The sequence below is a fragment of the Pseudoalteromonas sp. UG3-2 genome, assembly GCF_037120705.1.
Lineage (GTDB): Bacteria > Pseudomonadota > Gammaproteobacteria > Enterobacterales > Alteromonadaceae > Pseudoalteromonas.
Genome location: NZ_JAWLJU010000002.1, coordinates 1,490,900 through 1,505,579, shown reverse-complemented (window position 1 = coordinate 1,505,579; position 14,680 = coordinate 1,490,900). Strand labels below are relative to the sequence as shown.

Below are 14,680 nucleotides of genomic sequence, written 5' to 3'. Positions count from 1 at the left end.
TCGCAGAGCCCGCTATTATTATGCTTTGGTACGAAACCAACCAGTAACAGATAGCCGTGGTCCCTTGGCATAAGGGGCGACATAAGTCACCGAGTGCAATTTTTTGACGTCAAACACCACTAAGGAGTTGAACCTTGGTGCGTAGCTGGTGGTTGGCGTGCCATCTCTTTCAAACAGCTGCAGTAATCCACCCCAATCCGGGTGCCAGTTTTTGCTCACACCCAATACATAAGCATACACTCGGCCTTCAGATTCAACTACATCGGTATGGCGAGTGAGATACTGGCCACTGATGTAACGAGTGGCCTGCGCTGAGGTGTGAATGATCTGCTCGCCACTGATGTCTGAGATCAGTTGTTGCAGGGCGGCAGCATTGAGACTTTGGTACAATTGGTTTAAGACGCTCGGACTATGCGCTCCAACTGAGTGTCTGCAGTACATAAACCCGAGCCCTTGGGCGGCGTCACTATAGATATCTTCAAATAGTACTTGGCGCTCCTGTGGGGTAAGCGCCCCAAGCTGCTGATCAGTGACTGTTTTTACCTTATTTTGGTGAAAAAGTGCGGTGTTATAGTCTAATCCGAGCAAGCATTGGTGCAACTGTTCGGCGTCGTTGTCTGCCAAGATATTGTCTATGCGCGCAAAGCCATCGCTAGTTAATTGTTGTTGTAATGAAGCTTGTTGCTGTTGCGTAAGTTGAAGCATGAAGTACCTATTGCTGGTTGTGTTAGACTTCTGTCCAATGCTGATATTCATTTTACTATGCTAAAGTGAGCGCGGCTGAATTGCCATCCTTCTGCACTCATCAATGGGCAAAAAAATGAAAACCACAGGAACACTGCTTTTTCTTTGTGCTGGACTCATGCTCCTACCATTTAAGGCGCTAGCAGCACAAGGAACCCTAGATCTCACTGACTCCACCTTAGGCATGCTTTGTATTATTGTGTTTGTCTTAGCATATACCCTAGTGATGTTGGAAGAAAAACTCCATATGCGAAAATCTAAACCGGTTTTGGTCGCAGCTGGTTTGATTTGGCTCATGATCGGCGCGTTTTATGTTAATCAGGGCCAGCCAGATGTCACCGAGCACGCCTTTCGCCATAACTTGTTAGAATTTGCCGAGCTAATGCTGTTTTTACTGGTGGCCATGACTTATATCAATGCCCTAGAAGAGCGGCGCCTATTCGATGCCCTGCGGGCATGGATGATCCAAAAAGGCTTTAGCTATCAAAATCTTTTTTGGATCACCGGTTTCTTATCCTTTTTTATTTCTCCCATTGCCGATAACTTAACTACGGCATTACTGATGTGTGCGGTGGTGATGAAAGTGGCTGAAGGTGACAGGGCCTTTATCAACCTTAGCTGCATCAATATTGTCATTGCTGCCAATGCCGGTGGCGCGTTCAGTCCATTTGGTGATATTACCACCTTAATGGTGTGGCAATCTGGCATGGTGCATTTTAGTGAGTTTTTGGTGCTGTTTGTGCCTGCTTTAGTGAACTACCTCGTGCCCGCGGCCATCATGAGTTATTTCGTCGCGGCAAAAAAACCGTCTGCGGTCTATGAGCGCGTTGAGCTCAAACGTGGCGCATTGCGAATTTTGGCGCTGTTTTTACTTACGGTAGCCACCGCGGTGTTGTGCCACAGCCTGCTGCATCTGCCTCCGGTATTGGGCATGATGATGGGATTAGGCTACTTGCAATTTTTTGGCTATTTTTTGCGCATGACATTACCAGGTTCATTAGCGCGAAAGCGGGCTATGGCAGAGCGTGAAGGCGATAAAAAGCGCTTAGAAAAGCTCGGTAGTGTGGTGCCATTTGATGTCTTTAGTAAGGTATCTCGTGCCGAGTGGGACACTTTACTGTTTTTCTACGGTATCGTCATGTGCGTTGGTGGCCTTGGCTTCTTAGGCTATTTAAGTCTTATGTCAGAGTTTTTATATGGGCAATGGTCAGCGACTTATGCCAATGTCTTTTTAGGTATTATTTCCGCTGTTATCGATAACATTCCGGTGATGTTTGCGGTATTAGCGATGCAACCCGAGATGTCACACGGCCATTGGTTGCTGATCACACTTACCGCTGGCGTAGGGGGAAGTTTGTTGTCGGTTGGTTCCGCAGCAGGTGTGGCGTTAATGGGGCAAGCTCGAGGTTATTATACCTTTTTAGGTCATTTAAAATGGACACCGGTTATTTTCTTAGGCTATGCCGCGAGCATTGTTTGCCACCTGTGGTTAAACGAGGGGGCTTTCAGTGTGTTTGGTTAGTCTGGCGGCCAAAGCTGTGTTTTTACAGCTCTGCCAAATAACTCTGGTAGCGCTTAACCCATTGCGGTGAAACGGGTTTTTGCTGTTGTAATATCTCGGCGATATCACTTTGCAGCAGCTGGCCTTGTACTTTGCCAATCATCACGGGGGTCGTCACCGAGCCTGAGGTTATGGTTTCTACTGCGGCAATTCCCAGTTCAGTGGCGAGAATTCGGTCTTCTGCGCTTGGCGCGCCACCACGTTGAATATGGCCAAGTACACACATGGCCGCGTTTATCTCGGTCTGGTTATTCAGCTGTGCTTTTAGGGCTTGTGCGCCTCCGGGCCAAAGGTTCTCAGCCAGTACTATCATAAAGCTGCCATGCTTTTGCTGTTGTTTAGTAATGGCTGCAATTAATTGTGCTTCGATGGCTTGGTGGTTGTTGGGGTCACAGTTCTCAAAGGACAAGATGGCCTCGGCGCCACAGCTAATACCAACGTGAAAAGCGATGTGGCCATTGTGGCGACCCATCACCTCAGTGATAAAGACGCGTTCAAAGGCATTGGCGGTATCCCGAATTTTATCAATGGCGCTGGTGGCTGTGTTGACCGCTGTAGAAAAGCCAATGGTGTTATCACAGCCGGCTAAATCATTGTCTATGGTACCGGGCAAACCAATAAGCGTCCCTTGCCAATGTTGCCAAAGCGCCTCCAAGCCACGAAATGAGCCATCGCCGCCAATAACAATAAGGGCATCTACGTGCAGTTTACGCAAGCTGTTTGCCGCTTGTTGTACGCCTTCTTCAGTGTGCATGGCCGGACACCGAGCACTTTTTAAAATGGTGCCACCTTGCTGCGTTATATCGGTGACACTCTGCGCCGATAGGTTGCAGAACTCTTGTTCAATTAAGCCGTTATAGCCATGATAAAAGCCAATACATTCAAACCCACAGCGTAGCGCTGACAGTGTCACTGAGCGAATAGCAGAGTTCATTCCCGGGGCATCGCCGCCGCTGGTTAGTATGGCAATCTTTTTACTCATAGGGCATTCCTTGAATGGCGCTTAGGTGATCATGGTAATGGTATACTACGATATCTGCAGGCTATCAAGTTGATCTAGATTGGTATTATGAAGAGGCTGGAAAAGAAAACGGCGCAGTAATCAAGCACTGTGCCGTTTGCTGTTATTGCTGTGCGATCTTTTTTTCTAACTCTTCGCGTTGTGCTGTAGGTAGGTTGTCTACCACAATTTGGTAGGAGTCATCGATCATTTTTTTAATCGCGTCCGCAGGTACTGTGCCATCTAAAATCACTGTATTCCACAGTCGCTTGTTCATGTGATAACCAGGTACCACTGATTCGTACTTATCACGTAACAATAAGGCTTCATCAGGGTCGCACTTTACATTTAACCACCAAACCGGTTCACCATTGTCATCGACTTGCCCCTCTTTCCCCTCAGTCAAAGTGGCAAACATTTTATGTTGAACCTTATATACATCTACATCTTGTGCGAAAGGTTTCGTAATAAACGTTGCAGGTTTGGCCTGCAAATATTCATGTACGCTTTTCTGATCCATAGCCCGTGTCCTTGAAGTAACAGTTAATACAACATGAAGTTAAGTTTAGCAGCTCTAAGGATAATACTGTAATTGTGTATCGGTAAAAACTATCAGATCGTCTATACCAAAGCGTGATAACGCAGAAAATTCTTGAATAAGTACAGACTTTTCATGATTTTTCTATACAACTCTCAATTTATCGTAAGACTGCAATAAAAAGTACTTTTATTCATTAAGATAGGGTTTTAGAAAGTCTATTTTAACTTTCTGACTGCGGCCTTCCTAACGGTACTTAATATCCGGCTTAACTTTCATAACTAAAGTGGACAATGCTTGGAAACAATTGCCAACGCTTTATTTCCATACTTGCCACATCCCCAGCGGGGGAGTTCACCAAAGCACGTGTGCTAATTCGCATGCTTGTGCGTTTTGGTGACAGAAATAGCGTTCACTTTGACTTGCCCGGCGTGTTTTGCTGAACCTCAGTTCAGCAGCACCGTATTGCGGTTATCTTAAGCGGTTATCGACACTGAGCCGCAACGCCATGGCGTTAATTGCTTTAAGACATAACCAAGATGAACTGCTAAATCCATAAGACAGTCCGCTATTAAATTAAATAATGCAAAATTTTGCAACAATATTTTCTTTTGTTGCTTAAATAGTGAGCGTTGTGTAGACTCGCTGACCGCGTTAGTAAACAGCCTGGTAAACCTTGCTTTGTGGTACCCTAGAAATAGGTATTAGCCTTTGGTGGCTTTAAAATACTTATTAAGAAACAAAGCAGTAGCTAATTGACTTTGCCGTACTTTGCAGTTCAAGGTCATAACATGGAAATGAGTTATCACTAACGATGTGTGCAGCTATGCTGTTGAGTTGAAAACGATTTGTTGGAGTCGCCGTGATTTTTGTCATCCTAGCTTTACTGTGTGCCATAACCATTTATACCCAAGCGCTGAAAACCGGGATGCCGCAACGGCGCTGGTTCACCTTGGCGTTATTCAGTGGCCCAGTTGCATTAATCTTATTTCGAGTGCACTACCGTAGAGCTTGGTTACGACGTTGTGGCAATTTGGTGAGGTGGTTGCCATAACAGACATGAGTGTTACTGCACTAATTGCAGGTTCGGGGCATGTTCGGGTTGCTGGTGTTGCAGTAGGAATTGCTCAAACTCAGCGCTAGATAAAGGCTTTGAGAAGTAGTATCCCTGCACCGTCTGGCAGTTGAGCTGCTCCAATAATTGCAGTTGCTGCTTTTGCTCAACGCCTTCGGCAACGACATGTAAGTCAAGGTTATGGGCGATGGTAACGATGGAATCGACCATGTTACGGCCACGCTCGTTCCCCATGTCATCAATAAAGGCTTTATCCACTTTGAGGGTATTCAGTGGGAACTGTTTTAAGTAGGCCAATGACGAATAGCCGGTACCAAAGTCATCCATGGCCAAATGTATACCGCGAGCACTGAGTGACTGCATGATGTCGATGGCTTCTTTGGGGTCATCCATTACCGTGCCTTCCGTGATTTCTAGTTCAAGGAAGTAAGACGGCAGTTGATTCTTTTGTAAAATGATATCAATGCGAGTGGTTAAGTCTGGTAAGCTAAATTGTTTCGCTGATAGATTGACGGCCACTCGACCATTAAACAGCCCTTTGTCTATCCAGCGTTTAACGTCTTGGCATGCTTTATCGAGCACCACTTCGCCAATGTCGATAATCTGCCCAGTTTCTTCGGCGATGGGAATGAAAACTCCCGGGCTGATGACGCCTTTTTTGGGCGTAATAAAGCGCACTAATGCTTCCATACCAACCAGCTCACCGGTTTTGATGTTCATTTTAGGCTGGTAATAGACCACGAAGTGATCTTCTTTAAGGCCATAGCGCATCAAGTTTTCTATTTGCAACCGCTTAACCGCTTGCTCATTCATCGAATCGTTGAAAAATAAGTAGTGGTTGCCTTTTTGTTTCGCGTGATACATCGCAGTATCGGCATTTTTCAGCAGGCTTTCTGGCGATTTGCCATCCTCTGGGCACAGCACAATGCCTACCGATGAGGTGATCACCAGCTCATGATTGGCGATGCGAAACGGTGTTGCTATCGCGGCTAGAAACTGTTTTGCCGTGCGGGTTATGGTGTGAATGTCGTTGGTGCCAGTAATAATAAGTGCAAACTCATCGCCGCCAAGGCGGTAAAAGGTATCTTGCTGACGCGCTAACTTGTTGAGGCGCATGGCAAGCTTTGCCAGTAGGGTGTCGCCTAGTTGGTGGCCCAGTGAGTCATTGATTTTTTTAAAGTTATCGAGATCAAAAACCAGCAGCGCATGGTGAGTACCTTGCTGTGACAGTTTTTGTAGATTGGTAAAAAACAAATTACGGTTAGGCAGCCCAGTGGTTCTATCGCGATTTGATAGGTTATGCAGTTGTGATTCGGCTTTTTTACGCTCAGTTAAGTCGGAGTAGACCACGACGTAATTGGTGATTTGACCATGATTATTTTTAATCTCATCAATGGTGATCTCCATTGGCAATAACACATCCGCGGCATTTCTAAGTTTTAACTCTTCCTGCCAATGCTCCGTTTGCTGTAATTGCGATTTGACCTGAGCAATAAACTTATTGTCATACCCTGGCAGGGTAAATTGCTTATTGAGGTAATGCTCCCGTTGACCGCCAAAGAGCTTAAGGTAACTGGGGTTGAGGTCGACTAAAAAGTAATCTTTGTCGTAAATGGCGATGGCATCAGTAAGTGATTCAACGCATTTAGCAAATAGGTTTAAACGCTCTTCGGTATTTTTAAAGTGACCAATATCACGAACCGTACCTGTCATTCGCAGTGGGTTAAGGTTGTCGTCCTTTTCAATGATCTTGCCGCGGTCTAACACCCAGTGATACTGACCTAAATCGTCTTTAATGCGGTAGCTGGCTTCAAAGAAAGGCGTTTTTTCAGCAAAATGTTGCTTTAATAGTTTTTCGACAATGTGGACATCTTGGGGGTGAATGCGGTTTTGGTTGGGAATGCTATTGCCTGGCTTGGCAGCATTCATATTGTATTTGTCATTAATCCGGATGATCTCACCAGATTGAATGTTCCAGTCCCACAGGGTATCGCCACTGCCTTCAATGGTGCTTTTAAAGCGCTGTTCTGAATGTTGTAATTGTCGAGTCGACTTTTTTAAACGTTGATTCGACCACAATAAGTAAGGGATGGAAAGTAAAGCCAACGCGCACGGAATCAGCCAGGCAAGTTGCGGGGCTGTTAGCATGGCTACACTAGCGTAGCTGGGGCTAGTGAATAGCGATAAAACAAAGACAATCTTTATTATTATTAGGTGTCGGCTCATAGAGTATGTAATTTTTAACTGCAATCTCTAATCTAAATCAAGCCCAGAGTTGAGTCAAAAAGAAAAAGGCAATTACCACAAAAAGCGCGATAACTGACCGCTTTTTCTCGGCTTGAGGTAAAAAAACCATGAATTACATTGCACTGAGTAAGTGAGTGGTTAAGGTAAAAAGTGGCTGAAAGCCTACTTACTAGGCTTTCAAGCTGAAATTTTGTGTGGTTGCAGTTAGTTACAGGTGAAAATTAACCTTGCTCTATTTGCATCCAGCATGTCATTGATATAATTGCTTACCTCAGCCAAGGTCAGCATTTCTAACGCTTCTATTAAGCGCGCTTGCATATCAAATTGGTGGAAGTCGTTAGTGATGGCTATCCAGAGCCGTTGTGCGCGCAGGCGTAAGTTTTTATCTCGCTCTGAAATGTGCAGTAGCAAGCCTTCCTTAGCACGTTGCCAAGTGTCTTCATCAATTGCTTCTAACTGCGCAGCGAACTGCTGTAAAAATAAGCGGTGGCGGTCAAGCAAATGCTGGCTGTCGTAGTTTGGCGATTGTATGTAGAAGGCAATTCCGGCGCGGGTATTAAAAGGCGCGTAACCGGCGCCCACCAAGTAGCCCAGTTGTTCTTGCGAACGCAGTTGCTCGAAATAGTCTTGGTTGATGAGGTGATTCACCGCCATCATGGTGACTTTTTCTTTTACTGAGTCGGTTTGCGACTGGAAGTATTCAATAAATGCATGATCACTGCCATCACGGGTAATGGCATCGGTTAGTGTGTCAGTAACCTTGGTTAATGGTCGTTTTAAATCATCGAGTATTTCGCTGTCGACAAACAAGGCGTGTACTGCCGTTTTTAATTGCTGAGCATGCTTCATTTGCCAATTACCATGCATAAACGCTTTGACATGAATGGCGGAGAAAAATGCTTTGCGGAACAATTGAAACTCGTTAAAGCTGGCGCTTTTCAGTGCGCTGGCCAAGTCTTCAGGGCTTGGGTTCCATGGCATTAAATGGGCACCGAGGCGACTAAACAGTTCACTCACGGGTTTGTTTTTATTGTGACCGCGCCAATGGCGGATCAGTTGCTTTTTGTACTCTGCAAAGCGTGCGGCATGGATTGGCTGGTGTAGTAGGGCATCTACTAATTCCAAAATTAAGGTGGTTTGGTTACCTGTAAGGCCTGCAGTGTGCAGCGTTAGCCCCCCTTGGTGGGAGTTGATGTGATAGCTTAACCCAGCCAACTCGGCACTGTAGAAACGCTCCGCTACGGCGTCCATAAACAGATCTGCAAATAAACGTGATAACGCCATGTGTTTATGGCATTGCACCGATGGTGCTGAGTCTATCTCAAGATAAAAGTGGCCTTTAGTTACTCGAAAGGTCACATCTTGTTTAAACCAAAACTCAAACCCGGGTTGCTCAGCTAAGCGTATCGGTTTGTCTTGCGAAGATTCAATCGGGTGGAGTGGGTTGCTGGCACTTAAATAAGGGTTAATCGCTGGCAGTGCCATTTGCGGCAGAGGCATATTTACTTTTGCTAACGATTCTAACCACTCAGGTGCTAAAGGTTGAATACTGTATGGCGTGTTATACCACTTCGCTTGTTTGTTAACGTCGGCATCAGGGTGGATTAACACTAGGCGCATATTGTGTGGTGTTAGGTATGACAACAATTCATTATGCTGAGCTTCACAAAAGCCATCCATACGGTAATCGCCATAAAGAAAGTCTTGTTGTTGATAATGGTGCATGTTGACACTAACCGAGTTCACCCACTCTAATGTGCGGCCAATTTCTTGGTTATCGAAAGCAATATTTAATAGCGTGCTTTTGTCTTGATAGAGCCGTGGCAGGGCACTGACGTTTTGCTTGATCAGTGCCAAGTATTCAAACAACATTTCGACAATGTCTTCGTAGTACTCAATACCTTCGTCGGTAAGTGCAAAGCTGACGTTAAAGTCGCGAAAGTTGCTCCCCGTGATACCGCCCCCGGCAGACAGGGCGTTAATCCAACCTTGAGACTTCAATATCGAGTACAAAGAGCCTTTGCCTTCATAACCTAATAAATGGGCAAGAAAACTAACGCTTTTGTGTTTGTAGAGGTCGGCCGGATTGGGCATGGCAAAGCTGACTATCAACTTTTGCATATGCTTACGAGGTTTTATTTGTAACTCTTGGCAGAGATCGTCAGGGCGATACATTGGCGTTTCAATAGCAGGCTTAACTTCGCTGCTGCCACGAATATCTTGAAACACCTGACAATAATGATTTAACTGTTTCAGCGGCTGAGGTGCTGCGATGACTAAGGTCATCCATTGCGCCTGATAGTGGCGCTGAAAAAAAGCCTTTAACTCAAGCGCTATATTTTGTTCACCATCGGCAAGTGTTTCGCGTGTGCCTACAGAAAACTTGGCAAATGGGTGAGCCGGGTTAATGGTTTCTTTGTGCACTTGATAAATGCGGCGACCGTCGTCTTTTATTTTAAGTTTAAATTCGGCATCAATGGCTTCACGTTCTTTTTCGCTGTCACTGGGGCTTAAAAGGGGGGCAATAAAGAACTGGCTAAATCGCTCAAGTGCAGGTTGCAGTTGTTCGGCATCGCAGTCAAAGTAATAGCTAGAGTGCTCAGTGCCCGTCCAAGCATTGGTTTGGCCGCCATGCTGACTAATAAACTGGGAAAAACTGCCCGATTCAGGGTAAGCCTCAGTGCCAAGAAATAGCATATGCTCAAGAAAATGCGCCATCCCTTGACGGTGTTCGGGGTCATCAAAGTGGCCGACATTGACGGTTAATGACACTGCGCATTTAGCAATAGAGGCATCATTAACAAGGAGCACCCTTAGACCATTGTCCAGTGTTATAAATTGGTACTGCCGACTATCATTATTACTCAGTTTCAATACGCTGCTGCCGATAAATTAGTTAAAAGTAATTGCAGGTAACTGGAATTTCATTTCCCGTTAATGCTTCATTTGTTTTAATATAGCGAACAAACTGGTGATTTAGCTACCGGTTTAGTCTAAATTAATCATAAGGTGCTGAATAGTATGAAGACAATCCTGATTATGCGTCATGGCGAAGCGCAAGCGCTGCGCAGCACTGATGCCAACAGGGAGTTAACCGAGCACGGAGTACAGCAAGCACAACAAATGGCCACTTGGTTAAAGCAGCATTATCAAGTTGATGCGGCATTGATCAGCCCATTTGTACGTGCCCAGCAAACGGCAGCCCAGGTGTTGCAGCCACAATCCCCACAATTTGTGGAAACCTGTGAAGATATTGTGCCAAGTGGTACGGCAAATACGGCTATTGATTATCTTGAAACCTTAATCTCATTAAACCCGCAGTTAAACACTTGGTTGCTGGTGGCACACATGCCCATCGTCAGCTATCTAGTCGATCAATTGTGCCCAGACAATATGCCTATTTTTAATACCGCAGCGATCGCGGTGATTAATTACAATGAAGAGTCTGGCCGCGCCGAGTTTGTAGCAATGGAAACCCCAGAGCGCTGAAGCGATTAAACTCAGGCCGGTTTTTTTCCTTAAATCGGTCTAATGTCCTATTTCTAATTTAGATTGAACTTTACTATTCTGCCACTGTCTTATTGACCAGTAACGACTTGCGGTAATATTACCGTTACCGACTATGCTTTGGTTCTTGTTTGGGCGCAAGTGGCAAAGCATCACAGCATCTATTATGAGTAATCACGAATTCGACCTCGTGATCGCACTAATTGGTGTTGTTTCTGTTGCCGGTAAAAATTAGAAAGGTGAACATTTGTGCTTGGTTTTCGAAAGGACAAATGTCCGCTTTCTGTGGTTTTTTGTTGCTAAATGTTGTGAACTGTCAGCTAACATAGCTAAAAGTTGTAAAAAAATTGACTTTTTTAGTTCGGTTTATGAAGCAAAGTAAAAATTTGCTGCTATAATTAGCGCCGTCTCGTTCAGCCGTGCAAATTTGTATCGCACTCTCAATTGCAAGGTCCGCGTTAATAGAAAAACGCGTAAAATTGAACGTTCACGCCACGTGAAACGGCGCCCAAAACATATACCGTTGAACATAGAGTGCACTAAAAGGTCGAAATCCAACATGAAAGCAATGAAAAGATCCACGTTAGCAACGTTAATCAATGCTACGTTGTTCTCTGCTGTAGCAGGTACTTCATTTTCTGCCCTTGCTGAAGAAGAGCAAGCAAAATCAAACCAACTAGAAGTAATTCAGATTACTGCGCGTAAGCGTGTTGAGAACGCACAAGAGGTGCCTGTTTCAGTATCAGCACTGCAAGGTGATGGCTTAAACGCTTATAGTTCTGCGGGTATGGATATTCGCTTCATGAACGCGAAAATTCCAAGTTTATCTGTGGAATCTTCTTTTGGTCGTACTTTCCCACGCTTTTACGTTCGTGGTTTAGGTAACACGGATTTCGATCTAAACGCATCACAACCGGTTTCGTTGGTTGTCGATGAAGTGGTTCAAGAAAACCCGATCCTTAAAGGCTTCCCAGTTTTTGATATTGCACGCATCGAAGTGTTGCGTGGTCCTCAGGGCACACTATTCGGTCGTAACACGCCTGCAGGTCTAGTAAAGTTTGATACAGTTAAGCCTAGCCAAGACTTTGATGGTTATGCAGCCCTTTCATATGGTAGCCGCGGTGCCACTGACTTTGAAGGCGCGGTAGGTGGTTCAGTAACGGATCGCTTATCAACTCGTATTTCAGCGCTGTGGCAAGAAAAAGAAGACTACATCGACGTTAAAGCCCCAGGCTTTGAAAAAGAAGACTCACTAGGTGGCTACAGCGAGCAAGCTGTACGTGTGCAGTTCTTATATGAAGGTGATAACTTCGACGGCCTACTTAACTACCATTATCGTGAGCTTGATGGTCGTCCTATCGCATTCCGCGCCAACTTAATTGAAGCTGGCAGCAATAACATCAACCCAATTTATGACAACGACGTGGTTTATCAAGACGCTGCTTCGCGTGCGACTCAGCAAGTTGAAACCCAAGGCTTGAGTTTAAAGCTAGAGTGGGATCTGAATGAGCATACGGTAACGTCAATCTCTGCTTGGGAGAATGCTGAAATCTACTCGCGTGCTGATGTAGATGGCGGTTATGGCCCTGATGACAATGGTGTCAGTGGTCCAGGCCTGATCTTCTTTAATGCAGAAACTGCAGACGTATTACCGGATCATAATCAATATACTCAAGAATTGCGCTTATCAAGCAACCTTGCCGGTGATTATAACTACCAAGTTGGTGTGTTTTTATTTGAAGAAGACCTGACTATTGAAAGTTATAACTTCGATAGTACCGCGTACGATGTTGCTGCAATGCAGTACGGTTTGCAAAATGGATATGCTATCCAAGAGCAAGACACTTCAGCATGGGCGCTGTTCGGCTCGTTTGATTATACGGTATCTGATGATCTGAAAGTGACTGCTGGACTTCGTTACTCTGATGACGAAAAAGACTTTTATGCTAAACGTACTCAAAGCCCTGCTGGCGCAGCTGATTTTAAAGAAGTGTGGGCAAACCCAAGTGATAGCCACGTTAGCTGGGACTTAAGTGCTACTTATAAATTAACCGATGATGTGAATCTATTTGGTCGTATTGCTAACGGCTTCCGTGCACCAAGTGTTCAGGGTCGCATCTTGTTCGGTGATGAAGCAACGGTTGCTGAATCTGAAACCACTAACTCCATCGAGGCGGGCATCAAATCAGATGTGCTAGATGGCTCTGGCCGTGTTAACGCAACGGTTTTCTACTATCAGATGAATGACCAACAGCTTACTGCTGTAGGTGGTGGCTCTAACTTTAACCGTCTAGTCAATGCTGACAAAACCACAGGCTATGGCTTTGAGCTTGATACCGAGTGGGTGCTAACGGATGAGCTAAACGCAACATTCAACCTGAGTTACAATAATACTGAACTACAAGATGACGAGCTAGCTGTAGCAGTGTGCGGTCAGTGTACGGTAACTGATCCGACATACATGGTTGAGGGTTCATTTGGTCCTGAACCACGTGCAATTTTGGATGGCAACAGCCTGCCACACGCGCCAGAGTGGATTGCCAATGCAACATTACGCTATACCAAAGAAACTGAAAATGGTGAGTTCTTTGTATACGGCGATATGTCATACCGCAGCGAAATCGACTTCTTCTTGTATAAATCGGTAGAGTTTGAAGGTGAAGCTCTGTTTGAAACGGGTCTACGAGCTGGTTACCTATGGTTCTCCGGTGACAATGAATACGAAGTATCAGTATTTGCTCGCAACTTATTTGACGAGCAGGTTGTTATTGGTGGTGTTGATTTCAACAACAACACCGGTATGCTGAATCAAGAGCGCTTTGTTGGTGCAGAATTTAAAGTAAAATTCTTCTAATTCACACCACAGTGATTATAATGAATATGCCAAAGCCCGCTTAATGCGGGCTTTTTACTATCAGCTTTTATTTTGACATTTTTATGATGGGAGTCGCTATGTCAGGTTTTTGGAATTACCGTGTGATTTTCTGTGAAGCAACCAAAACAGAGCCTGAGCTCTATCAAATTCATGAAGTAGAATATAACCTTAACGGTAAGGTGACGAATTGGTCTGAAACTGGTGCCGCACCTTTTGGGCGTACCATAGAAGAATTGCAGGCCGATAGCCAAAGGTTACAATCTGCTTTCGAAAAACCCATTTTAAAAGTGGTTAGACAGCCTCGGGGTTACACCTTGGTTGAAGTGGAGTCGGGCGAGGAAGCGTCGGCAGAGCCACCTGCTGGTCTGCAACAATAATAGCCTAATACTAGGCACACTATAAACACACTTGAGCTGGGTGGGCTGAGCCGTTCAGCGCTTCTAGCTTGAATTTAGCAAAGTAAGAGTAAGGTAGAGGGTATAATGCGTTTTCAAGCGGTACTATTTGATTTTGATGGCACCTTAGTGGATTCAGAGGCATTGCACTATCAAAGTTGGATGCAAGTCTTGGCACCTCTTGGGATATCTTACTCTGAGCAAGCGTTTTGTCATGAGTTTTCTGGTGTGCCGACCTTGGAGGCGGCAAACATACTCAAGCAGCGACATCAGCTAGCGCCATCGGCAGCCTCTTTGTGTGATGATAAAAATGCACACTTTGTTACCGTGGCAAGCGAAGTGGCGCCGACCCTCATGCCTTTCGCTCAAACCGTTGTTGAGCAAAGTGCCAAGCAAATGCCCATCGCTTTGGTGACGGGGAGCAGCCGTGCTGAAGCCATTCCAGCGTTAACCAGCCATGATCTCTTGCCACTGTTTGATGTGGTGATCTGTAAAGACGATGTTGAACAGCCAAAACCTCACCCAGAGCCATACCTACAAGCGTTAGCGCAGCTTGGGGTCGCCGCCAGCCAAGCTGTTGCCATTGAAGACAGCCACACAGGGTTGCAATCAGCAAAGTCTGCTGGGCTGTGTGCGGTGGCTATTCCCAATAGCCATTCTCAGGTGCAAGATTTAAGCATAGCGGATCAGCAATTTAATAATTTAGCAGCGTTTTATCAGTGGCTTAGAAATTAGCCA

At 45.3% G+C, this 14,680-nt stretch carries 11 protein-coding genes; 6 read left to right on the top strand and 5 right to left on the bottom strand.

What is annotated here, in order from left to right; translation table 11 throughout:
• Window positions 1–18: 18 nt before the first annotated feature.
• A complete protein-coding gene (locus R3P39_RS10040; RefSeq protein ID WP_336567253.1) occupies window positions 19–705 on the bottom strand; it encodes a 2OG-Fe(II) oxygenase in 687 nt (228 codons plus the stop codon).
• Window positions 706–820: 115 nt separating this feature from the next.
• Here R3P39_RS10040 and nhaD point away from each other — a divergent pair, with 115 nt between their 5' ends.
• Window positions 821–2,266: a sodium:proton antiporter NhaD gene (nhaD, locus tag R3P39_RS10035; protein WP_336567252.1), complete on the top strand. Its 1,446-nt coding sequence runs from the start codon at window positions 821–823 to the stop codon at window positions 2,264–2,266.
• A gap of 22 nt (window positions 2,267–2,288) precedes the next feature.
• Here the strand turns inward: nhaD and R3P39_RS10030 are convergent, their stop codons facing one another.
• Together R3P39_RS10030 and R3P39_RS10025 are read right to left on the bottom strand one after the other, a co-directional pair.
• Window positions 2,289–3,287 carry a 6-phosphofructokinase gene (locus tag R3P39_RS10030; protein WP_336567251.1) on the bottom strand — a complete coding sequence of 333 codons (999 nt, stop codon included), beginning with the start codon at window positions 3,285–3,287 and terminating at the stop codon, window positions 2,289–2,291.
• A gap of 142 nt (window positions 3,288–3,429) precedes the next feature.
• Entirely contained in the window at window positions 3,430–3,825 is a 396-nt protein-coding gene (locus R3P39_RS10025) for an MmcQ/YjbR family DNA-binding protein (RefSeq protein ID WP_336567250.1), read from the bottom strand.
• Window positions 3,826–4,705: 880 nt separating this feature from the next.
• Here R3P39_RS10025 and R3P39_RS10020 point away from each other — a divergent pair.
• A complete protein-coding gene (locus R3P39_RS10020) occupies window positions 4,706–4,897 on the top strand; it encodes a hypothetical protein (protein ID WP_336567249.1) in 192 nt (63 codons plus the stop codon).
• Window positions 4,898–4,909: 12 nt separating this feature from the next.
• Here R3P39_RS10020 and R3P39_RS10015 read toward each other — a convergent pair whose 3' ends face one another.
• Window positions 4,910–7,066, bottom strand: coding sequence for a sensor domain-containing protein (locus tag R3P39_RS10015; RefSeq protein WP_336567248.1), 2,157 nt, complete (start codon window positions 7,064–7,066; stop codon window positions 4,910–4,912).
• Between the two features lie 303 nt (window positions 7,067–7,369).
• Window positions 7,370–10,039 (bottom strand): insulinase family protein, encoded by a 2,670-nt coding sequence (locus R3P39_RS10010; protein ID WP_336567247.1) that lies wholly within the window; start codon window positions 10,037–10,039, stop codon window positions 7,370–7,372.
• A gap of 147 nt (window positions 10,040–10,186) precedes the next feature.
• Here R3P39_RS10010 and sixA point away from each other — a divergent pair, with 147 nt between their 5' ends.
• From sixA to R3P39_RS09990, 4 genes are all read left to right on the top strand, one after another.
• Window positions 10,187–10,654 carry a phosphohistidine phosphatase SixA gene (gene sixA, locus R3P39_RS10005; protein WP_336567246.1) on the top strand — a complete coding sequence of 156 codons (468 nt, stop codon included), beginning with the start codon at window positions 10,187–10,189 and terminating at the stop codon, window positions 10,652–10,654.
• 577 nt (window positions 10,655–11,231) lie between these two features.
• Complete coding sequence (locus R3P39_RS10000; RefSeq protein WP_336567245.1) at window positions 11,232–13,526, top strand: TonB-dependent receptor; 2,295 nt, start codon at window positions 11,232–11,234, stop codon at window positions 13,524–13,526.
• Window positions 13,527–13,624: 98 nt separating this feature from the next.
• Window positions 13,625–13,924 (top strand): hypothetical protein, encoded by a 300-nt coding sequence (locus R3P39_RS09995; RefSeq protein ID WP_336567244.1) that lies wholly within the window; start codon window positions 13,625–13,627, stop codon window positions 13,922–13,924.
• A 105-nt stretch (window positions 13,925–14,029) separates the two neighbouring features.
• Entirely contained in the window at window positions 14,030–14,677 is a 648-nt protein-coding gene (locus tag R3P39_RS09990) for an HAD family hydrolase (RefSeq protein ID WP_336567243.1), read from the top strand.
• Window positions 14,678–14,680 lie beyond the last annotated feature (3 nt).